This window comes from Lactonifactor longoviformis, from assembly GCF_042848515.1.
Lineage (GTDB): Bacteria > Bacillota > Clostridia > Lachnospirales > Lachnospiraceae > Lactonifactor > Lactonifactor longoviformis.
Genome location: NZ_AP031453.1, coordinates 2,516,692 through 2,537,216, shown reverse-complemented (window position 1 = coordinate 2,537,216; position 20,525 = coordinate 2,516,692). Strand labels below are relative to the sequence as shown.

21 protein-coding genes are annotated in these 20,525 nt (G+C 45.4%); 6 read left to right on the top strand and 15 right to left on the bottom strand.

Annotation, left to right across the window (positions count from 1 at the left end):
* The first annotated feature begins 40 nt into the window (after nucleotides 1-40).
* Nucleotides 41-1,054, top strand: a complete 1,014-nt coding sequence (locus tag ACGHCT_RS11655; RefSeq protein ID WP_390436011.1) for an aldo/keto reductase — start codon at nucleotides 41-43, stop codon at nucleotides 1,052-1,054.
* Nucleotides 1,047-1,826, top strand: a complete 780-nt coding sequence (locus ACGHCT_RS11650; protein ID WP_226904375.1) for an HD domain-containing protein — start codon at nucleotides 1,047-1,049, stop codon at nucleotides 1,824-1,826. Before ACGHCT_RS11655 ends, ACGHCT_RS11650 begins: the two co-directional genes overlap by 8 nt.
* 162 nt (nucleotides 1,827-1,988) lie before the next feature.
* On the opposite strand, the gene ACGHCT_RS11645 is transcribed toward ACGHCT_RS11650, so the two are convergent.
* Both ACGHCT_RS11645 and ACGHCT_RS11640 read right to left on the bottom strand, forming a co-directional pair.
* Entirely contained in the window at nucleotides 1,989-4,214 is a 2,226-nt protein-coding gene (locus tag ACGHCT_RS11645; protein ID WP_390436009.1) for a hypothetical protein, read from the bottom strand.
* Between the two features lie 152 nt (nucleotides 4,215-4,366).
* Nucleotides 4,367-4,612 (bottom strand): helix-turn-helix domain-containing protein, encoded by a 246-nt coding sequence (locus ACGHCT_RS11640; RefSeq protein ID WP_072851876.1) that lies wholly within the window; start codon nucleotides 4,610-4,612, stop codon nucleotides 4,367-4,369.
* A 97-nt stretch (nucleotides 4,613-4,709) separates the two neighbouring features.
* Between ACGHCT_RS11640 and ACGHCT_RS11635 the strand changes: the two genes are divergently transcribed.
* Nucleotides 4,710-4,877 carry a hypothetical protein gene (locus ACGHCT_RS11635; protein ID WP_158641001.1) on the top strand — a complete coding sequence of 56 codons (168 nt, stop codon included), beginning with the start codon at nucleotides 4,710-4,712 and terminating at the stop codon, nucleotides 4,875-4,877.
* Nucleotides 4,878-4,929: 52 nt separating this feature from the next.
* Here ACGHCT_RS11635 and ACGHCT_RS11630 read toward each other — a convergent pair whose 3' ends face one another.
* The 5 genes from ACGHCT_RS11630 to ACGHCT_RS11610 all read right to left on the bottom strand — a co-directional run bounded on the left by ACGHCT_RS11630 (nucleotide 4,930) and on the right by ACGHCT_RS11610 (nucleotide 8,056).
* The gene (locus tag ACGHCT_RS11630) at nucleotides 4,930-5,874 is read right to left on the bottom strand and encodes a tRNA dihydrouridine synthase (RefSeq protein ID WP_390436006.1); all 945 of its coding nucleotides are present in this window, start codon (nucleotides 5,872-5,874) and stop codon (nucleotides 4,930-4,932) included.
* A gap of 17 nt (nucleotides 5,875-5,891) precedes the next feature.
* Nucleotides 5,892-6,275, bottom strand: coding sequence for a hypothetical protein (locus ACGHCT_RS11625; RefSeq protein ID WP_256282397.1), 384 nt, complete (start codon nucleotides 6,273-6,275; stop codon nucleotides 5,892-5,894).
* Nucleotides 6,276-6,404: 129 nt separating this feature from the next.
* Nucleotides 6,405-7,049: a DUF3786 domain-containing protein gene (locus tag ACGHCT_RS11620; protein WP_390436004.1), complete on the bottom strand. Its 645-nt coding sequence runs from the start codon at nucleotides 7,047-7,049 to the stop codon at nucleotides 6,405-6,407.
* A gap of 1 nt (nucleotide 7,050) precedes the next feature.
* A complete protein-coding gene (locus tag ACGHCT_RS11615; protein ID WP_390436002.1) occupies nucleotides 7,051-7,254 on the bottom strand; it encodes a hypothetical protein in 204 nt (67 codons plus the stop codon).
* Nucleotides 7,255-7,285: 31 nt separating this feature from the next.
* A complete protein-coding gene (locus tag ACGHCT_RS11610; RefSeq protein WP_390436001.1) occupies nucleotides 7,286-8,056 on the bottom strand; it encodes an AAA family ATPase in 771 nt (256 codons plus the stop codon).
* 158 nt (nucleotides 8,057-8,214) lie between these two features.
* Between ACGHCT_RS11610 and ACGHCT_RS11605 the strand changes: the two genes are divergently transcribed.
* Nucleotides 8,215-8,820, top strand: coding sequence for a TetR/AcrR family transcriptional regulator (locus ACGHCT_RS11605; protein ID WP_390435999.1), 606 nt, complete (start codon nucleotides 8,215-8,217; stop codon nucleotides 8,818-8,820).
* A gap of 14 nt (nucleotides 8,821-8,834) precedes the next feature.
* Here the strand turns inward: ACGHCT_RS11605 and ACGHCT_RS11600 are convergent, their stop codons facing one another.
* Together ACGHCT_RS11600 and ACGHCT_RS11595 are read right to left on the bottom strand one after the other, a co-directional pair.
* Entirely contained in the window at nucleotides 8,835-11,225 is a 2,391-nt protein-coding gene (locus tag ACGHCT_RS11600) for an ATP-binding protein (protein WP_390435997.1), read from the bottom strand.
* 179 nt (nucleotides 11,226-11,404) lie between these two features.
* Complete coding sequence (locus tag ACGHCT_RS11595) at nucleotides 11,405-13,597, bottom strand: alpha-galactosidase (RefSeq protein WP_390435995.1); 2,193 nt, start codon at nucleotides 13,595-13,597, stop codon at nucleotides 11,405-11,407.
* A 262-nt stretch (nucleotides 13,598-13,859) separates the two neighbouring features.
* On the opposite strand from ACGHCT_RS11595, the gene ACGHCT_RS11590 reads away from it, so the two are divergent.
* The gene (locus ACGHCT_RS11590) at nucleotides 13,860-14,723 is read left to right on the top strand and encodes an AraC family transcriptional regulator (protein ID WP_226904369.1); all 864 of its coding nucleotides are present in this window, start codon (nucleotides 13,860-13,862) and stop codon (nucleotides 14,721-14,723) included.
* 115 nt (nucleotides 14,724-14,838) lie between these two features.
* Here the strand turns inward: ACGHCT_RS11590 and ACGHCT_RS11585 are convergent, their stop codons facing one another.
* From ACGHCT_RS11585 to ACGHCT_RS11565, 5 genes are all read right to left on the bottom strand, one after another.
* The gene (locus ACGHCT_RS11585) at nucleotides 14,839-15,327 is read right to left on the bottom strand and encodes a transcriptional repressor (protein ID WP_226904368.1); all 489 of its coding nucleotides are present in this window, start codon (nucleotides 15,325-15,327) and stop codon (nucleotides 14,839-14,841) included.
* Between the two features lie 18 nt (nucleotides 15,328-15,345).
* Nucleotides 15,346-15,486, bottom strand: coding sequence for a FeoB-associated Cys-rich membrane protein (locus ACGHCT_RS11580; RefSeq protein WP_154260353.1), 141 nt, complete (start codon nucleotides 15,484-15,486; stop codon nucleotides 15,346-15,348).
* 68 nt (nucleotides 15,487-15,554) lie between these two features.
* A complete protein-coding gene (feoB, locus tag ACGHCT_RS11575) occupies nucleotides 15,555-17,741 on the bottom strand; it encodes a ferrous iron transport protein B (protein ID WP_390435992.1) in 2,187 nt (728 codons plus the stop codon).
* A gap of 130 nt (nucleotides 17,742-17,871) precedes the next feature.
* The gene (locus tag ACGHCT_RS11570) at nucleotides 17,872-18,090 is read right to left on the bottom strand and encodes a FeoA family protein (RefSeq protein WP_154260357.1); all 219 of its coding nucleotides are present in this window, start codon (nucleotides 18,088-18,090) and stop codon (nucleotides 17,872-17,874) included.
* A 16-nt stretch (nucleotides 18,091-18,106) separates the two neighbouring features.
* Nucleotides 18,107-18,322, bottom strand: a complete 216-nt coding sequence (locus ACGHCT_RS11565; RefSeq protein ID WP_154260359.1) for a FeoA family protein — start codon at nucleotides 18,320-18,322, stop codon at nucleotides 18,107-18,109.
* Nucleotides 18,323-18,524: 202 nt separating this feature from the next.
* Between ACGHCT_RS11565 and ACGHCT_RS11560 the strand changes: the two genes are divergently transcribed.
* On the top strand, nucleotides 18,525-18,884 hold the full coding sequence (locus ACGHCT_RS11560; protein ID WP_154260361.1) for a metal-dependent transcriptional regulator: 360 nt from the start codon (nucleotides 18,525-18,527) through the stop codon (nucleotides 18,882-18,884).
* A 56-nt stretch (nucleotides 18,885-18,940) separates the two neighbouring features.
* Here ACGHCT_RS11560 and ACGHCT_RS11555 read toward each other — a convergent pair whose 3' ends face one another.
* Nucleotides 18,941-20,506 (bottom strand): xanthine/uracil/vitamin C permease, encoded by a 1,566-nt coding sequence (locus ACGHCT_RS11555; protein ID WP_226904366.1) that lies wholly within the window; start codon nucleotides 20,504-20,506, stop codon nucleotides 18,941-18,943.
* Nucleotides 20,507-20,525 lie beyond the last annotated feature (19 nt).

Genomic DNA, 20,525 nt, shown 5'->3' with positions numbered 1-20,525 from the left:
TAGCATTGCATACATAAACATTCAGAAAGCAGGAATCTATATGAATCTTTTATCTATCGGAAGGTCCGGTATCCGGACACCTTATATTTCAATGGGCACCTGGGCTATCGGGGGAGGCACCTGGTGGGGAGAAAATGATGACGCGGTCTCAGTGAGAACCATAGAAGAAGCTGTTGCTCTGGGTATCCGATGGTTTGATACCGCACCGGTTTATGGGATCGGTCACAGTGAGGAGGTTCTTGGGAAGGCACTGAGAGGTAGGCGCAGTGAAGTTATTTTGTCAACCAAATGCGGCCTGGAGTGGGACTATGAGACCCCCTGCTTCCATAAAGTAATGGAGGGCAAAAATGTGTACCGCGATCTCTCCCCCCAGGGAATCCGAAAAAGTCTTGAAAACAGTCTACTCAGACTTGGAAGCGATTATATTGATATACTGTACACCCACTGGCAGACCCCGGATCCTGCTCTCTATCCTCTGGAAGAAACTGTAGAGACACTCATGTCCTTGAAAAAGGAAGGGAAGATTCGGGCGGTGGGAGCATCTAATGTAACTCCGGAGATCATACGAAGCTACTGCCGATACGGACAACTGGATGTGATTCAGGAAAAATACAGTATCCTTGATCCCCATATCGCCAGGGACCTGGTTCCCGTATGCCGGGAACTTGGGGTCTCGGTCCAGGCCTATTCTCCGCTGGAACAAGGACTGCTGACAGGGAAAGTAACTGCTGACACTATCCTTTCCTCGGAAGATATCAGAAACAAGAACCATTACTGGCAGCAGGAAAACAGGAAGCATGTCCTCCGCCTTTTGGATGACTGGAAACCTCTGACAGAAAAATACAGCTGTTCTCTGGCGAATCTCATCATCTGTTTTACAGCGGCATCCATGAAAGAACTCAACATTCTCTGCGGTGCCCGCAGGCCGGAGCAAATACGTGACAATGCAAAAGCGCTCACGCTTGAGATAGAGCCTGCAGATCTGCTTTCCATGCAAAAACAGGCAAACGCCCTCCAATCCATACTCATTCAGGGAGGCTCAGATCATGATTGATTTTAAAAAGGCACATCAGGCATTTGAAACTTATCTGGACAGCTACAATCGGAAGGATGATAAGATCCGGCTTAAAATCATCCACACCTACGGAGTTATGACATACAGCGAAGAAATTTCCCGCCGCATGAAGCTCTCCAGCCAGGATACCGATCTGGCAAAAATCATAGCCCTTCTCCACGATATTGGCAGGTTTGAACAGCTAAAACGCTTTGACAGCTTCCAGCCAGATACCATGGACCACGCAGCCTACGGAGTACAGATACTATTTGAGGAAGGCATGATCCGGCAGTTTATAGAGGATCCGTCCTGGGATTCCGTAATCCGTACAGCCATCGCTCTCCACAGTGATTATATTCTGAGAAGCATACCTCATCCCCAGACTCAGCTTCACGCGAAGCTGATAAGAGATGCCGACAAGCTGGATAACTGCCGGGTCAAATTAGAAGAGCCCATAGAGACACTGCTGGGCATATCCCCAAAAGAGCTTGGACGTTCCCAGATAAGTCCTCACATTGCAGAGGCATTCTTTCACAACCAATGCATAGAATCCTCCCAGAGAATCACACCTATGGACTACTGGGTATCCTATATCGCTTACTTTTATGATATAAACTTTCAGGCAAGCCGGGATATCATCCATGAGCAGAACTACATCTCCCGTATAATACACAGAATTACGTATGAAAACCCAGAGACCAAAACACACATGGAGCAAATGGAAGTACATCTAAAAAGATACTTTGGAGATTTTGGGACGTGTTCTTTCTAGAAAGAACACGTCCCAAAATAGGCAAGGGGTGTCCCCTTTTACAACTGCCCTGTCCCCAGTTTCTCTTTTTCTGATATATTAACTAAACTGCTTTTATTTATCATCTGTGCAAATAAAAAAGCAACACCTCCGGGCTGCGAGGTGTTACTTTTTTATTTGCCGTTATTTGGTTGTTCTTCTCCTTTTATAGATGATTGCACCACCAACTGTTCCGGACAATAAGAGAGCTAACATTGCACTGCTAATTGGTGTATTATCTGCTGTCTTTGCGCCTTTCGTCTTGGAGGTTGTTGATTTTTTCGCATTGCTTTTCTTAGGAGAAGCAGGTGATTTTTTTGTTATCTTGAATGTTTTCTTTATCGTTCCCGTATAGTTGCCCTTGAATTTAATTTCTACGGTTCCTGTTCCCACGGATGTGTTTTTACCGTATTCCAGATCATAATCTGTGCCTTTTTTAAGCTTTTTATCACCAAGTTTAACGGTAGGTGTAGGTTTGATTTGTTTGCCAGTCGAAGTATAAGATGAAGAGATACCAGTGATTTTTACATCATCAGCAGTTAGTTTCATTGGATCAACGGTAATGTCTAGTGAAGCTGTCGCTGATTTATAGTTCGCATCTTCTTCCTTTGTTACCTTAACCGTTGCTTCACCTGCAGCTTTAATCGTCACTTTTCCTTTCTCATCCACTGAGATAACGTCTTTGCCCTCTTCTACACTAAATGTCATCTTACCGTTTCCTTTAGCCCCTGACACATTAAGCTCGAATGGAGCATCGCCGAAGACTTTATCCTTTACTTCCTCAATGGAAAGAGTTTGTTCCAGCTTTTTCGGTGTAACCTCAATCACTGCATCTTCGGCAGCACCGCTGTAGTTTGAATCAGCATCTGGCTGGTATTCGGCCTTAAATGACAGCTTCTGGCCTACTGCGTCCACCTTATATAGATATGTTGCCTTCCCATTATTAAGGGCTACAACATTATTCTCCAGCAATTTTGTCCCCTGAGAAAACTTAATTGCACCGGTAGGCGTATTTCCGGTTCCGTTCGGTGCGGCAGTAACTGTCAGCTCAATTGCCAAACCACCATTATCCACAGCTTTTGCTTCTATACTCAGTTTAGTTTTAGCTTTTTCAATCTCTATTTCACCTGTATTAACTGTCACGATATATTTAGGATTAGAAGCCTCTGCTGTGACATCATTATATTTACCAACAGCCGCCCCAGGATCCAATGCCTTAGATTTGTAAGTCAAACCCAAGTCATCTCCGTCAATGACTGTCCCAGATGTTACGTCATATGGATTATTTGAAGTAAAAGTACCACCATATGTCATTTTTAAATCCTTTTTTATATCGATTGTAACTTTTCTAGGCTTTACTGACACTGTGACACTTATATCACCTGCATCATATGCTCCCGGATCTGTTGGCGTAAATGTAGCTTCATATGCAATATCTCCTACATCACTTAACACCGTTGAAGGATCTTTCCAAGCATAAGTCCCCTTGTCACCAGCAAGGCTAAGTTTCTCTAACTTATCTCCATATTCAGCCTCTCCGGATACATTAGGTACAGGTATTGAATTTTTAATTACTTTAGCTGTCTTATCACTTGTAATATTACCGGTAAAGCCAGCTGTACCTGATACCGTTACCTGTAAGGTATTTCCCACATCTGCATTTGTTATTGTATACTTGCTGGCAGTAGCCCCTGCAATATCCACAGGTTGCTTCCCATCCTCGCATCTCTGCCACTGATAGCCAAGGCTCTGTGCAGCATTAGAAGGATTCACTTTACTTACATCAGCAGTTAATGTCTGTCCCACTGCCGCAGTGCCAGTGACAGTAACTGTTCCTAGAATATTGTTTACGATCTCTGCCTTATCGTTCTTCACCAGATTACCGTCCCCGGTTTTCTTAACGACTGCACCCACAGGGGTTCCGGCATCCAAGCCTTTTGCAGTGCCGTCCAGCACTAAGGTGCCCGTCATTCCCTGCTTGCCCAAGGTAAGCACAGCGTTCTCAGCCGTAACATCAAACATATCTCCGGCAAATTTATCCACTCTGGAGATTGTCACTTTTGGGACATCTTTGGGAACAATAGAAATCTTCTGGCCTTTTTTCAAGACTAATGTCTTGTTAATGGTCTGATCCGCTTTCAAATCAATCTGTGCCGCCGCCCCGTTTAACGCATTCAATGCCGCTTCCAAGGACGCATACCCAGTGTTTTCAATAAAAACCGTATCTGCTGTCTTTGGGGTTCCGGGTGTCTCTGTTCCTGTGCTGCTGGCCATAACTGTAACGCCCAGATCGCTTCCCACCGTGGTTCCCACCAGCAATCCGGCAAGCAGAAAGCTCAGGACTCTCTTCCTATACCCTTTCTTTGCCATTTTATTACCTCCTTTGTCTTCAACGAAAATCTTCACCCTCTATGCAGGCAGACTCCTACATTGTTTAAATTATACTAAAAAAGCCTGACATTTACAATAGAATTGGAAAAAACAGGAGATTATTAAGATTTTTTTAAGAACCCATGGCACAATTATACATCCAGACCTTCAAAGAACTCGTCGTAGCTGCATTTATACAGCTTATGAAGCGCAACCAACAGCTGAATCGGTACATTCAGTTCACCGGTTTCATATCTGGAGTATTTACTTCTTGTTATGCGGATACCAAAGTTAGTATCCAGCTGTGCGATCAGCATATCCTGAGTGAGATTGCTGCGCTTTCTCAGCATGCGTAAATTATTTCCTATGTTCATTTCCCCACTTTTAAGTTTCTGCATAATACCCGCCTTTTCGCTCACTATATTGAGCATATAGTAAAGTATATGTTATGCTGTAAGCAAATAGGCTCAAAATATTGAGCAGAAGGAGGCAATCATGAAATTTACTGAAAAATTAAGAATCATCATCGAAGGAAAAATCATTGAAAGCAGATTAAAGCCTGATGAGGCAGACAATAGGAAACCCCCGGAGGAGTTATACCAAAGGATAGTTGAAGAACTAAAACAAAAGGGAATCTATCGGGAAGAGGAATCGGAAGATTAGATGATAAAAAAATAAGCCACTGCAGCAGGTGGAAAAAGCAGGAGACTTGACACTATTTCTCGTGCCAAATCTCCTGCTCTTGAAACAAATCTTCTACAATAGATTCATATACTGACAGTTTTTCACATTTTCTTATCTTCTTTACATACTTTCCACTGTTCGTAAAATTGGTTCCCATATAGGACCACAGCTCTTTCATCTTAAAAAGTACGGTTTTTTCTCCAAAGAGAACCTCTTGATATTCCCGATAAACCGCATCATGAAATTCTCTGTAACGCTGTTTATCTGGCAGCTCTCCGTTCTTGACACGGCATATCAGACCGGGATCTGATAGTATTCCCCTGCCAAGCATCACAGTATCCGTCTCTGGAAACTGACGGATAAAGTCTACAAAATCATCCGTCGTAAAAAGATCTCCGTTATAACATACCGGATTTCTACTTAGCTTCAAAGCATCAGAAAACACTTGAAGATTGGGGTGATTTTTGTAATAATCTCTCTGGATCCTCGGATGTATAATCAGCTCTTTTAAGGGGTATTTGTTATATATTTCAATAAGTCTGTAAAACTCTCCCGGGTCATCCCTTCCAATTCTGGTTTTTATGGAAATGGATAGATCCAAATTAGAAAAAACATCCTCCAGAAACTGATCCAGTTCTTTAGGACAAGCCAAAAACCCGGACCCCCTGTTTTTAGAAACTACGGTTCTGGAAGGACAGCCCAGGTTCAGATTCACTTCTTTATAGCCCAGGCCTTTTAAATCCTTTGCTGCCCGAATAAAGTCTTCCTGCCTGTTGGTCAGTATCTGGGGAACCAGCAACATCCCCTCATTATGTCCCGGAAGTATATCGTTTAATTCTTTGGCGTTAAAACTCCGGTTCTGATTAGGCGCTATAAAAGGGGAAAAATATTTATCTATCCCCCCAAAATACGTGTGATAGGCCGTCCTGTAAATGTAGCCGGTAATTCCCTCCATAGGTGCAAAATAAAACTTCAAGTCAGTTATTCTCCTTGTTACAATTCATTTTTTTCCAGTTTAGCCATCTTTTCCTCTGAAACCAGCAGTATTTTTACTGCCGCCCTTCCCTCCTCTATCAAATGAGGCTCCATTAAAAGAACGGCCGCCGCTCTGCTTTTTCCGTCCCGAATCTCATACTCAACAGTCTCAAATATAAGATCCTCTCCCACCTCTGTGATACTGGCATCCTGTCCCATTCGAAAGGTAACTGTAAAAACCGGGACTGATCCCTCCATATTTTTCTTATGTATGACTGCTTTGTCCAGTACCTCTTTCTCAAAGGCATATCCTCTGATGCTGTCGGCCAGATCATGGAGCTTTACATATCCTGTATAATAATAATTTCCTTCCTGTCTTGCATCCTGTACTCTTACTCTCATATAAATCTCCTTTCGGAACCTAATTTAGCAGAACAAGGTGGGCTAACCCACTACAGCTCCCCGAAGGGTTTATAAAAAGTATATCATACTTCCGCTGCTGCGTACACCGTTACCAGATATCTCAGAAAATCATTGTAACTTTGCCTCTTTACACAAACTGATAATAAACTCTCCTGCCGTGACAGCATCCTCTACTGTCAAATAATGATCTGCATTCTTTTGTACCAAAAGCCTTGCCGACGCAGGGAATTCTTCATCTCCAAACCATAGATTCAACATTATGGGATAGCGTGGAAGAAATGGAAATACTGCACACAGGTCCGCCCTGGATTCTACAATTTCAGCCCCAAGAAGCCGGCAGATATCCTCTGCCTTTCCCTGGGACAATTCGCCGAAAAGGTTTCCCAGCTGTTCATTTACTGTATGAGCGAATTTTGTACCTCTGATTAACCCGTCTTTCAATTCCCCAAATGATATCCATTGCGGGGAGACAGGCATTCCATCAGCAAGGCTCAGATAATGCAGCACCAGCAGGTGGTGCCAGTGATTCAGTTTTTGTCTGATTTCAAACCCGGGCAGCTCTATATCTATCATCTGTGAGAGACTTTTTACTCTGAAAGAAGAAGTCTCTTTCACATATTCAGCTCCGGCTTTCCCTGCTATATCCTCCGGACTGCGGCTCACCAGAGATTCCCGCGCATGTTTTAGCATCTCATAGAATGCACGGTCTGCAGACAGTGTCGTATCCCCGCAGGAAATTCTTTTATTATCCATATCAGTATTCTTCCTCTTCTATAAATTTCATCAGGTGTACTCCATCCGGAATAAAATATCCGCATTGTGTGCAGCTGCTTTCCCCCACAGTCAGGCCATCCTTTTCAAATATTTCTATACCGTTTGCCTTCTCACAGGAAGGACAGTCTATTTCCTTTATACGAATCATATTTCTCGCATCCATACAGCCAGCAAATACGCTCATAACTCTGCCTCCATAATTTCAAACGCATCCCCTAAAGTTTAAGTTTATCTATAATTCCGGCCAGAGCATTGCGTACCTGTGAGTCTTTAGGAAGCTGAACCGTTGGCCTTCCGTCGCAGTCAAAGCGGTAGACCATGTCGTCATGGGGAACGACCCCCAATAATTCCAGATTCTGACTGCGGATCTCTTCCATTGTTCCTTCATCCAGCTTTCCGTCCGGCGCCCGGTTTATAATCAGTCCCGTCTGCTTTGGCTTAAAATTCAGTTCCGCCATCAAGCCTGCTATTCGGCCGGCTGCCTGTACCCCTCTTCTGGAGCAGTCACTTACCAGAATCGCCGTTTCCATCGTGGGGAGGAGTCCTCTGCTGATATGTTCCATCCCAGCCTCATTGTCCACTACAACGAAAGGATAATGGCTCTGCAGTTTCTGAATCTGCGTCTGTACCAAACCATTTACAAAGCAATAACATCCCTGTCCCTGGGTGCGCCCCATCACCATCAGATCATAGTCATCCTCTTCCGTTATGGCATCCGCAAGTCTCATCTCCAGATATGCCTGTTTTGTAATTCCTGCAGGTATCTGGTAACGGCTGTCTACCCCTGCTCTTTCCAGCTCCTCTCTCAGTTCTCCTAACGTCACTTCTGTCTCCACACCCAGAACTTCATTCAGATTAGAATTGGCGTCAGCATCCACCGCCAGTACCGGTCCCCGTCCGCTTTCACATAAATATTGAATCAGCAGGCCGCATAAGGTTGTCTTTCCCACACCGCCTTTTCCTGCCACTGCTATTACATGTCCCACACTCTTACCTCCATCTTTTTTATAATTTATGAACAATGTGTTGATTATTTCTATATTAATGATTATAATATTTGATAATAAAAAGACAAGAAACAATATTTGGGATCTGTACGGTTCCTGAACATATCTGTGATATTGTTGATTTACGAGGAGGTTTTATGTCAGTTGATACACGAAAAGAAGACCGTCGGACAAAATATACCCGACAAGTAATGAAGGAAACACTGTTCAAACTCCTGGAAAAAAAGTCCTTTTCTAAGATTACCGTTACGGAGCTGTGCAGACAGGCAGAGCTCAATCGGGGAACCTTTTATCTTCATTATTATGATATGGATGATGTACTGGATGATATCTTAACTGAAATGATAGAGAAAACCGCGAATATCATTGATCATGTGCTATGTCCGCGGCAGCTCACTTCCAAATGCTCCTATCCCTTCTGTGACCTGATACATTCTAATGAGCAATACAGGGTTTTGTTTTCCGACGATTCAATTACGCCAAGAATCATAGACAAAATAGCAGATTTAAATAAAGAAGACTATGTAACCTGGCTGATGTCACATAGCCTTCTTACCTTTGAAGAAGCAGAAGCCATCTTCTATTTTCAGATGAACGGGTGTCTGACCATTAACAAATTGACCCTGCACAACAAATGCAATGACTGGCAGAAGATACAGAAAACGATTGACTCTTTTATCAAAGCGGGCATCGAAAGTTTTCTGATTCATGATCAGAGAGATGAACCAACAGGATCCTCCTAACCTTCATAAAGCAATCAGAAACATCTCTTATTCTTCTCCTCCCACCGCCGGCAGTATCTCAGCATACTTTTCAGATTATCTATACTGATCGGCTTTGCCAGATGATCACTCATACCGGCCATCTTTGCTTTTTTTACATCCTCGGAAAAGGCATCCGCCGTGAGGGCAATAATGGGCAGCTCCTGGATGGCTTCCTTGCCGGAAGATCTTATCTGTCTGGCCGCCTCGTAGCCGTCCATCACCGGCATCTGGATATCCATAAACACAAGGTCATAATAAAAGGGGGGATTCCCCAATACTTTGTCAACCGCCTGCTGTCCGTCCGACGCAATATCCACCTGCACCCCCAGAAGTTCAAGCATCTCCGATGCAATCTGCTGGTTCATCTCATTGTCCTCTGCCAGGAGGATACGCATGCCCTCAAAATTTTCATAAGCATCCTCTGCCGATGAGGTATACTTCTTCCCGGGCTCCATACACTTTTCCATAGAAAAGGTGAGAGTAAACCGACTGCCCTTACCATATTCACTCTCTACTTTTATATCCCCGCCCATCATCTGCACAATATTCTGTACAATAGTCATTCCCAGACCTGTTCCTGGTATTTTCCTGTTTCTGGTATCATCGGCACGGCTGAAGGGTTCAAATATATGCTCCAGAAATTCTTTTTTCATTCCCATGCCGGTGTCCTCTATCACAAACCGGTAAATGCCTATGTGGTCTTCTTCTTCCCCCAGCTCTTCCGCAAAGATACGGACAGTTCCCTTCATCTGCGTATATTTGGACGCGTTTTCCAGGATATTCACCAGAACCTGGGAAAGCCTCTGCTTGTCTGTGAGGACTTTTCTGTGCATATCTTCTGAAAGCGATACCTCCAGTTCCTGTCTTTTTTCACTGACTCCAGGCTGCACAAGCAGTACTACTTCCTGCATCAGTTCCCCCAGATCTGTCTCTGATTCTGACAGTTCGACTTTGCCGCTTTCGATCTTGTTCATGTCCAGCACTTCATTGATGAGTCCCAGGAGGTGAGCGCCGGAAACCTCTATCTTATTTAAATAATCTAAGAGCTTTCCCTCTTTCCCAATGTGAAGCTTTGCCAGAGCTGTCATCCCCATAATAGCGTTCATAGGAGTCCGGATATCATGGCTCATCCTGGAGAGAAAATCACTTTTTGCCCTGCTGGCCGCCTCTGCTTTTTCCAGCGCATCCTTTAACAGTACAGTGGCCATACGTTCCTTTTTCAGATTTTCTTCCTGCTGCTGCCGTTCTTCGTCTATATCCTTTGACATGGTAATCTGAAGCACATCATCCGAATCCGGATTCGCAACCCTCACTGCCTGGGTAGAGTTCCAGTGATACTTTCCGTCATCCCCCATCTGACGCATTTCCATCGTAACCTTTTTCTCCCCCCTGGAAAAAGCCTCCAGAAGAGCTTTCCGGGAAAACTTTTCTTCAAACTCCCGGCGGTAATCGGGATCCAGCGTAGAAATGCCCACTTCTATCAGGTTGTCAAAACATCCGGACTCCTGTGCCTTTTTAGTGGGAAACCTGTCGTACTCCAGCATCTGGTAGGTATTTTGTGTAAGATTTACCGCTATCAGCATCTGGTAAGCAACTCTGGCTGCTGTGGCCAGCTGGCTCATGTCCAGATCCCTCTTCCGCTCCAGCAGATATTCCTCGTTGACATCCCGGAATACCAGTACACACCAGTACTCATCCCCCAGCTCCAATGTTCTGGTTGCTGTAAATTCAACCATGTGATAAGTCCCGTCTCCCATCTTTCGCCGCAGCCGCTTTGCAATCTGGTTTTTCCCGCTTTTAAAAATCCGGAGCATAGACTCCCTGGAAAAGTGTGCGTCAAAGCAGTCCACATCATCCGGATGTATGGTCCGGCGGGAATATTCTCTATTCTCTGCCCCAAAATTTCCTCTCTCCGGAATATCTGTCCACATCACGTCCTTCTGACAATTTACATAAAAATCCTTGGTGAGGTTCGCAATGATGCATTCGTTAAATACAGTAACCAGGCTCTTGGAATATATTTTCTCAATCTGCCGCAGTCCCTGTTCCTCCTCATAGTTAAGCTTATGGGGAGTGATAATAATCACAAATGCCGGAATCCTGCCGTTCCACATCATCCGGTTCGCTATGATATCCACTACTTTACCAAAGGGGTCATTATAATGGATGGAATGGCTGGTTTCCCTGTCTCCAATAGTGAGCAGAGGACAATCTGAACAGGTACCTTCCCACAGCTCATGGCACTTCACCCCCAGCTGTACATCTGGGGTAACATCTTTAATTCTCCGGTTAAAATAAAGCAGTCTGTGTGTATTCTGTTCTATGACATATACGCCAGTCTCTTCCAATGAGTCAAGCATTGCTCTTATATTCCAATCCTCCATGTGGCCGCCTCCTGCTCCGCTTCTAAGCCATACACTACTATTATCTAGTCAAATTATACTATAAAACGAACTTTTTATCACTAGAATTCCTTGTATAAACCAATAGAAATATACCGTATATGAAAAACAGCAGCACTGCCCTTTTCTCCACAAATCCGGACCGTACTGCTGCATGCCTGTTATCTGATTTTTTTTATATAGAAGCGGAAGCTCTCATACTCCGTCTTAGCTTTTGGAAGGGGAATCCCCCCCTCCATAAGCACTCCCCCGGGGTATTCCCTGTGATTCACCAGGTATATGCTGTTTTCCTCCAGCCCTTTCAATTTCATCAATACAGACGGACCGTTGGGATGAATCTTTAGCGTCACCACACACAACAGAGCCTCGCTTTTATCTTCTGCGGCGAATTCCCAGGCATGATACCCGTCATTGTATTCCGGGTCCGTCAAGCGGAAATAACACCCTTCCTGAATCAGTGGATAATAGCTCCGATACTCCTCCACCTGCCGGCGGACAGCCTGCTTTTCTTCCCCTGTCATCTGATTCACATCCAGTTCATAGCCAAAAGTTCCCGCCATAGCTACCGTGGCTCTCGTCTCCAGGGGCGTATTTCTCCCTGTCTGTTCATTGGGACACCTGGATACATGAGAACCCACTGCACTTATTGGGTAGCCGAAGGAAGTACCGTGCTGAATGGTCAGACGTTCGATAGCGTCCGTATCATCGCTGCACCAGCTTTGGGGCGCGTAATAGAGCATCCCTGCATCGAAACGTCCCCCGCCTCCGCTGCATCCTTCCAGAAGGAGATCCGGATATCTGTCCGTAAGCCGCTCCAGAACCTCATACAGACCCAGGATATAACGGTGGGCCACCTCCCCTTGCTTCTCCGGGGGAAGTACGGCGCTGTAAATATCACAGAGGCTTCGATTAAAGTCCCATTTTACATATTCAATCCTGGCATTGTCCAAAATACTGCAGAGCCGGCCGAATATATAATTTCTCACATCCTGCCTGGAAAAATCAAGAACCAGCTGGTATCGGCTTCGGACCGGTGCTTTTCCCGGAATACGAAGCGTCCAATCCGGATGTGCCCGGTACAAATCACTGTCCTCTGATACGCATTCCGGCTCAAACCAGATACCGAACTTCATCCCCAGCCTATGAATCCTCTGTGAGAGTTCTGAGAGCGTGCATCCCAGTTTCTCTTCGTTTACTGTCCAGTCACCCAGTCCGGAAGTATCTGTATCCCTTTTGCCAAACCATCCGTCGTCCAGCACAAAAAGTTCTATCCCCATTGATGCGGCCTCTTTTGCCATGGCAAACAATTTTTCCCCTGTAAAATCAAAATAAACCCCTTCCCAGCTGTTAAGCATCACCGGTCTTCTGACTGTTTTATATTTTCCCCGACAGAGATTCTTTCGATAGGCCCGATGGTAAATCTGGGACAGATTCCCCAGACCCTCTTGGGCATAAGCCATTGCCGTCTCCGGTGCCCAAAAGGATTCCCCGGGTTTTAGACGGTATCTGAAATTGCCGGGATGAATGCCAAGTACAGCTCTTGTCTGATCATACTGATCCAGTTCCACCTCTCCCAGAAAGTCCCCGCTGTACAAAAGAGAAAACCCATAGCACGCTCCATGTTCTTCTCCTGCTGTTTTCTCACAGAGAATATAGAAGGGGTTCTGCTGATGGCTGGATGTTCCTCTGGTGCTTCCTACAGACTGAATTCCGTGTCGGAGACCCATTCTCTGGGGAGTACGCTCTTTCACATGCCTGCCGTAAAAAGTCAGCAGTTCCCAATCCCTGCCTGGGTAATCCACACAGGTGCTCATCACACGCTCCAGACAGATAGGAGCCTTACCTGTATTTTCCACTACAGCTGTTCGGGTAATCAGATCCAGCTCCTCTAAAACTCCGTAATATAAGGTGACCAGCACTTGTCCTGTGGTGTCCCTCATGCACACTTTTAGTGTCTCTGCCCCCGTCTCTTCTTCCCAGTACAGTGCCGGAAGACCGGGAATCCTGTATTTCCCTGGCCTCACTTCAGCCCCTGCAAACCGCAGTTCACAGGAAGTGCTGCCATCCGGAAAGACCACCTTCAAAGCGCTGGTACGGTAGTCCCCGCTTCCAAAAGAGGAATACTCCTGAGGCAGCGCGTCCAGGGAATAGGTTCTGTCGTTCCCCTTATCGTAGGGATTGCCTGAGAACCCCCGGTCTTCACAGATTATTCGGTACGAATAGTCCCAGACCGCCGTCTTTTTTCCATAATATGTGTGCAGCAGTACTCCGGCCTCGTCCACCTTCATCTGATACATGGTATGGGCCGTCAGCAGTGTAAACAGTGTCTGACTATCATTGATCCGGATTGCCATAAAAAACCTCCTCGTCCTTCTTTTATTTTACCGCCCCGTTTAGTATCTGTTTCTGGCAAATCAGTTAAAAAGCCAGTACCGGCAGCAGCTCTTACATATCCTCTTTCCTTATTTAAAATAGTAGCATTTTACCCTTTTTCCGTAAATATTTCTATGAGTCAGCATTTATTCCCTTATTCGTCTTTCCACGGAAATAGTTGAAGTATAGACGCATTTTGGTATATAATAGAACAAAATTACGGTTCTCTGCCGGAGGTGAAATATGTCCAATGTTTTATTTTCTATTTTTCCGAACGAACATTTTATGGATTTAACTTTATACCAATTTGGGTATGAAAAATGTGCTCCGCTTCACTCTTTCGGCCCCTTTGTGAGAAATCACTATTTATTTCATTACGTAATCTCAGGAAAAGGAACCCTGCACTCCAATGATGCGCATAACAATGCGGTCGTCTACCACCTGACGGAAGGGTCCGGTTTTTTAATTGAACCGGAATTTGTCAATCTTTATTATGCGGATGAAAAAGAACCCTGGGAATATATCTGGTTAGAATTCGGCGGATTAAGAGCCAAAGAATTTCTGGAGATTGCCGGCCTTTCCAGAGAGCATCCAGTCTTTACCCCGGATACTCCCCTCCATGGGGAAGAGCTCCTGAACGAAATGTTTTCTATTGTCCGGAATACTGCCGCCTCTCCCTTGGGCCAGATTGGCCATCTCTATCTGTTTATGGATCGGCTCATAGCAGGCTCCTCCGTCAGAAGGAAGCTCCAGGGAGGACGGCTGAGCGAATTCTATGCCCGGGAAGCAGTAACTTTTATCGAACAAAATTATTCCAGGAATATCACTGTCTCAGATATGGCCAAACGCTGCAGCCTGGAACGCAGTTACTTCGGCAAAATCTTTAAAGATGTCATGGGACAGTCCCCTCAGGACTTTCTCATTCACTACCGTATGTCAAAAGCCGCAGAGGCCTTAAAACTGACGGATTCCTCCATCGGTGAGATAGGAAGTTCTGTGGGATATTCGAATCAGCTTCACTTCTCACGGGCTTTTAAAAATGTCTGGGGGATTTCTCCCAGAGAGTACAGGCAGAAGTATAGGCTCATACCCCCCGGGGAACCGTAAAAACCCGGAGAAAAAGCAGCAGGCAGGGAAATGGACGTTTTCCTCTGTCTGCTGCTTTTTTCTATGATTTGTGCAAACTTTTATGTTCTCCTGTATCTGTGCAGTCCGGGTTTCGTCAGCAGCCAGCCCTTTCACATCCACAGGGTTTTACTGTAATTGATGAAATCTTCTGCCGCTCCAGATACCCGCAGGCAGACAGGCCGGCTCTCACCACGGTGTTCCATTTCTGGGCGGAAAGATGGTATACGGTCTCGTCATCAAGCACCACCGTGCAGGCGTCCTCCATAGAACAGTTTTCTGAGTATGCTACTTTATACATGTTTTTTCTGCTGATGGCTCCTATCTCCTCCAGCACATTCACCATGCGGTATACCGTTGCTGCGCCGATTCTCTCATCTACCTTAGACGCCATATAAAATATTTCCTTGCAGCTTGAGCACTCATTCTTAAGGATAATATCAAGCAGAGTCAGGCGCTGTTTAGTAATCCTGCAGCCACGCTCCCGCAGTTTTTCTATGATAATCTCCCTCTGCATCTGCGTACGCTGATAGCTTCTGGAATCTGGAAGTTTTCTTTTCTCCTTATTATTTCTTCTATCTGTCACCTCAGCCTCTTTCCCTTTCTAGTGTCTGCAGTGACCGCCGCAGTGTTTGCAGTCACATCCGCACTGGAGCGATTTTCCATTCTTTTTACTCCGTATCATACTTCTTACCGCCAGGCCAACCACACCTATGACAATAACTCCAACTACTATGGTTCCCATATGCTCTTGCACCTCCTTATAGTCTGAGCCTGCATCTCTATGCAGGCTCATGCCGGGCTTCATGCTGCTTACTGTTTCGCATTCGCCATTCTTTTGAGATTTACATTCAGTGTCTTGCTTTCTCTGTACGGTCTTACCAGCAGATAGATAAATCCAATCACAAGAAGAATCGCTGTCACAGTTCCGATTCCGAATACTCCTGCAGTCATCCAGTTACCCAGCTGGTATACACAGAGGGATACCCCATAGGCAAGAATAGTCTGATATCCGATGGCAAACCAGAACCATTTCACATTGTTCATCTCTCTCTTGATAGCGCCCATTGCTGCAAAGCAGGGTGCGCACAGCAGATTGAATACCAGGAAAGAGTATGCCGCAGCTGCTGTCATACTGCCGGCAAGGGTTCCCCAGATCTCGGTTCCGTCCTCTGCCACTTCTGCGAAGCCATAAAGGATACCAAAGGTTCCCACTACATTTTCTTTTGCCACCAGTCCGGTAATTGCTGCCACAGCAGATCTCCAATCCCCCCATCCCAGAGGAGCAAAGATCCAGGCGACTCCGTTTCCTATAGCCGCAAGAATACTGTGATTCAGTTCCATGTCTTCCAACATTCTGAACTCGCCGTCTACCCATCCAAAATATGAGGTAAACCATACAAAAATGGTAGAGAGAAGTATGATTGTGCCGGCTTTCTTTATAAAGGACCAGCCTCTTTCCCACATACTGCGAAGTACATTGCCAACGGTAGGAAGATGGTAAGCAGGAAGCTCCATAACAAAAGGCGCCGGGTCCCCCGCAAACATTTTTGTTTTCTTTAATATAATTCCGGAGCAGATAATTGCCGCGATTCCCACAAAGTACGCGCTGGGCGCTACCCACCAGGCTCCCCCGAAGAGGGCCCCTGCAATCAGGGCAATAATAGGAAGCTTGGCGCCGCAGGGAATAAATGTTGTTGTCATAATGGTCATCTTGCGGTCTCTGTCGTTTTCAATGGTCCGTGAGGCCATAACTCCCGGTACACCACATCCGCTTCCAATTAACATAGGAATAAATGATTTGCCGGACAGACCGAATTTGCGGAAGATTCTGTCCATAATAAATGCAATTCTGGCCATATATCCGCAGGATTCCAAAAATGCCAGGAAAATGAACAGCACCAGCATCTGGGGCACAAAGCCAAGAACGGCGCCCACACCGGCCACAATGCCATCCAAAATCAGCCCCTGAAGCCAGGCAGCGCAGCCAACCGCAGTAAGAGCAGACTCGATCAGTACGGGAATGCCCGGTATCTCAAGTCCAAATAAGCTCCAGCCGTCTCCAAATACTCCTTCATTCGCCCAGTCAGTGGCCCAGGTTCCCACTGTAGTCACCGAGATGGAATATACAATAAGCATTACCACCGCGAAAATGGGCAGTGCCAGGAACCGGTTTGTAACAATCCTGTCAATCTTATCCGATGTGGTAAGTTTCTCTTTGCTGTGCTTCTTATAACACTGGCTGATAATGGAACCAATGTACTCATACCGCTCGTTGGTAATAATACTCTCTGTGTCATCGTCCATCTCTTCTTCTATCTGCCGGATCTCCTCTGAAACATCAGGTGCATGCTTCATCTGGGATTGAATCTTATCATCCTTTTCCAGCAGCTTGACAGCGAAAAATCTTCTCTGTTCCTGAGGAACTGTGCCATCAAGTTTATCTTCTACTGCTTCCAGGATCTGTTCCACCCCGGGTGCAAACTTATGCACTGGAGGGGTTCCCTCCTTTTTGCCTGCTGCGGCAATGGCTTTTTCAGCAGCCTTCTGGACACCGTTTCCTTTCAGCGCTGAGATCTCAACAACTTCACATCCCAGCTTCTGGCTTAGTTTTCCGATATGTATCTTGTCACCTGACTTTTCTACTACGTCCATCATATTGACAGCCATCACTACCGGGATTCCCAGTTCCATCAGCTGTGTGGACAAGTACAGGTTTCTCTCAATATTCGTCCCGTCTACAATATTCAGGATGGCATCCGGCCGCTCACTGATCAGATAGTTTCTGGCCACCACTTCCTCCAGTGTATATGGGGAAAGGGAATAAATCCCCGGCAGGTCCATGATAATAACATCTTTATGACCTTTTAATTTTCCTTCCTTCTTTTCTACGGTAACCCCGGGCCAGTTTCCTACAAACTGGTTGGAACCTGTAAGCGCATTAAATAATGTAGTCTTTCCGCTGTTAGGATTCCCTGCTAACGCAATTTTAATTGACATGTTCTACCTCTTTTCTGCCAAAATGGCAATTCTTTTTGCTTTATCTGTTGTATATTGTAATGTCTGTACACACTAATTATAATTCGTTCAAACTATCTTTAATTAGTTCAAACTAACCATTGGGCAAAAATCATTCCACCTGTATCATTTCAGCATCTGCTTTCCGCACGGACAGTTCATATCCTCTCACTGTGATTTCTACCGGATCTCCCAGAGGTGCTACCTTGCGTACAAAAACCTCCGTACCTTTGGTAATCCCCATATCCATAATTCTTCGTTTTACCGGACCCTCCCCGGCTACTTTAGTCACTTTTACGCTTTTCCCACAGGGAATTTCTTTCAGTGTCATTCTTGTCTCTCCTTCTTTATCCTACCATAATTTTGTTGGCCATATCTTTTCCGATAGCCACACGGGACTCCTTAACATTCACAATCATATTACCGCCAATCTCTGAGACTACAGTAACAATGCTGCCTGTTATAAAACCCAGATTTTCCAAGAATCTTCTTGTCTCTTCTTTTCCTCCAACCTTACGGATTACGTTAGGTTCTCCGGCTTTTACCATTGTTAACGGCATCATATCCCCTCTACTTTCTTAAAGATTGAAATTGATAATAGTTTTCATTTCTGTAGTTAGTATATTCTAACATCCAATTATTGTCAAGAACCTTATTGATACTTTTTCTCAATTACCTTTTGTTTGCTGTTGCGTGCCGGATATGTTATACTAATTGAATCTGACATACAAACAGTGAATATTATGGAATTAAGGTGGGAATACCATGCATGTGAATGAATCTGCTGAAAATTATTTGGAAACTATACTTGTCCTAAGCAAGTCACATCCCGTTGTCCGCTCCGTAGATATTGCGGAAGAATTAGGATTTAAAAAGTCAAGTGTCAGCGTGGCTATGAAAAACCTTCGTCAAAAAGAACATATCGTCATGTCAAAAGAGGGGTATATCACCCTGACGGAATCGGGACAAGAGATCGCTGAGATGATCTTTGAGCGCCATGAACTGTTAACAAACTGGCTGGTCCGTCTTGGGGTGGATGACAAGATTGCTGCAGAGGACGCCTGCAGAATAGAGCATGTGATCAGTAAAGAAAGTTTTGAGGCTATAAAAAGACATATCAAGTGAAGATCATACTTCCATTGCAGGAGGCAGCTGGTTCAAACCAGCTGCCTCCTGTTTCATCATACATAATCAAAGTCATCCGGCGCGTCAAACCATTTGCCTTTTCCCAGATTCAGGATAAAACAGATTACCGCCATCACCAGATAAGCCAGAGCAAAGGGAGAGGTGAGATGCAGCCCCAGCTCAGCGCTGTGGATAAATCCAAAGGCAGACAGCAAAGCACCCACCAGACAGGTGATTCCCACTGCATTTAGCTTTTTCTCAATAATAAACACGGTCATTGTGCCCAGAAGAATCCCTATGATAATTGCCCCTGACTTTACCGCCGGCACTCCGTTCCACATAACCCCGGCATCGACCAGCTGTTGATTAATTTCCGGAGCGTATCCGGAAAGCCCGTTGGCCATTGTTTCTGTATAAGTTCCTGTAAGGCTTACCGCACCTGTAATCTGTGTAAACAGATAATCAGCAACCGGGGGCACCATTGCTATCCCCACTGCTGCATAGTGCCTCACCGGCGTATCCTTGAACGCCTGGGATACCATAACAATGGCACACCAGATATATGTAATAGCACAAACAGCAGGCGGCACCAGATTATTCAGGAATGTAAACAGTCCAAAAATGCCGGCCAGCCCGAATACGATGCCCGAGACTGCCGAATAACCGATTCCTGCCTCTGATTTCTTAAGTCCCGCATGCCCCAGCCACACAGTGTTGGGAACTACGCCTCCAAATAAAGCAGAAAACATGGTACATATGCCGTCAGCAAACTGTGCTTCCCGGACACTGTAATTGTCTCCCGCTGCATTGGCAGCCTCCACATTGTCCATCGTCTCTATAAAATTATAGATTTCAATGGGGATAATAATTGTAAGGTAGGGAGCTACAACAGCAAATCCGCTGACAAGCGCCTGCACTGTAGTAACCGGATTCGGAAAATAAAAACCTATTCCGGAAAAGTCGAAGTGTGTCCGCCCCAGGCAAAGTGCATAGATAATGCCTCCCACAATTGCCACCACCAGAGGAGGAATTTTTTTTGGAAAGAGATATCCTCCAAATACACCGAACATGGCTACTATAAAAATAGGCAGCCCCACCACAGGATCCCGAAACACGTCAAACACACCCTGGGTTGCCATCCAGATAAACCCGATCCCGGCCACAGTGCCGAGAAGAGCTGCTCTCGGCACTTTTTTCTTGATCCAGGGGCCGATGATGCCGCCGCAGAATTCAACAAACCCGCCGATAAAACAGGCCGCCACTGCAGCGGACCAGGCAAGCTGTGGATCCCCCAGCGCATAGTGAAGAGGGGTGATTACCCCGTAGAGCATTACAAACATAGCGGGAGTGGAAACACCGGAAGGCAGCGCTGTTACATCACTGCGCCCTTCTTTTTTAGACAGCTTGTATCCCATATAACAGTAATACAATCCTCCCAGAAGCAGTCCGATGGACATTCCCGGTATCACCCGGCCATACACAATTTCATCCGGCCACTTAAGAACCCCTGACAGAGTGGCAATTACAATGAGATAGTTCACAATGTTATTGGTCACAATATATGTGATACCGCCCAAATCCCCGCGTTTAAAAAAAGGTACCGTAAGTTTTGTCTGATTCACTTTTTCCCATCCTTTCTCC

Coding starts and splice junctions, on each gene's coding strand:
- ACGHCT_RS11655 (WP_390436011.1), top strand. CDS start 41: ATGAATCTTTTATCTATCGGAAGGTCCGGTATCCGGACACCTTATATT.
- ACGHCT_RS11650 (WP_226904375.1), top strand. CDS start 1,047: ATGATTGATTTTAAAAAGGCACATCAGGCATTTGAAACTTATCTGGAC.
- ACGHCT_RS11645 (WP_390436009.1), bottom strand. CDS start 4,214: ATGGCAAAGAAAGGGTATAGGAAGAGAGTCCTGAGCTTTCTGCTTGCC.
- ACGHCT_RS11640 (WP_072851876.1), bottom strand. CDS start 4,612: ATGCAGAAACTTAAAAGTGGGGAAATGAACATAGGAAATAATTTACGC.
- ACGHCT_RS11635 (WP_158641001.1), top strand. CDS start 4,710: ATGAAATTTACTGAAAAATTAAGAATCATCATCGAAGGAAAAATCATT.
- ACGHCT_RS11625 (WP_256282397.1), bottom strand. CDS start 6,275: ATGAGAGTAAGAGTACAGGATGCAAGACAGGAAGGAAATTATTATTAT.
- ACGHCT_RS11620 (WP_390436004.1), bottom strand. CDS start 7,049: ATGGATAATAAAAGAATTTCCTGCGGGGATACGACACTGTCTGCAGAC.
- ACGHCT_RS11615 (WP_390436002.1), bottom strand. CDS start 7,254: ATGAGCGTATTTGCTGGCTGTATGGATGCGAGAAATATGATTCGTATA.
- ACGHCT_RS11605 (WP_390435999.1), top strand. CDS start 8,215: ATGTCAGTTGATACACGAAAAGAAGACCGTCGGACAAAATATACCCGA.
- ACGHCT_RS11600 (WP_390435997.1), bottom strand. CDS start 11,225: ATGGAGGATTGGAATATAAGAGCAATGCTTGACTCATTGGAAGAGACT.
- ACGHCT_RS11595 (WP_390435995.1), bottom strand. CDS start 13,597: ATGGCAATCCGGATCAATGATAGTCAGACACTGTTTACACTGCTGACG.
- ACGHCT_RS11590 (WP_226904369.1), top strand. CDS start 13,860: ATGTCCAATGTTTTATTTTCTATTTTTCCGAACGAACATTTTATGGAT.
- ACGHCT_RS11580 (WP_154260353.1), bottom strand. CDS start 15,486: ATGGGAACCATAGTAGTTGGAGTTATTGTCATAGGTGTGGTTGGCCTG.
- feoB (WP_390435992.1), bottom strand. CDS start 17,741: ATGTCAATTAAAATTGCGTTAGCAGGGAATCCTAACAGCGGAAAGACT.
- ACGHCT_RS11570 (WP_154260357.1), bottom strand. CDS start 18,090: ATGACACTGAAAGAAATTCCCTGTGGGAAAAGCGTAAAAGTGACTAAA.
- ACGHCT_RS11565 (WP_154260359.1), bottom strand. CDS start 18,322: ATGATGCCGTTAACAATGGTAAAAGCCGGAGAACCTAACGTAATCCGT.
- ACGHCT_RS11560 (WP_154260361.1), top strand. CDS start 18,525: ATGCATGTGAATGAATCTGCTGAAAATTATTTGGAAACTATACTTGTC.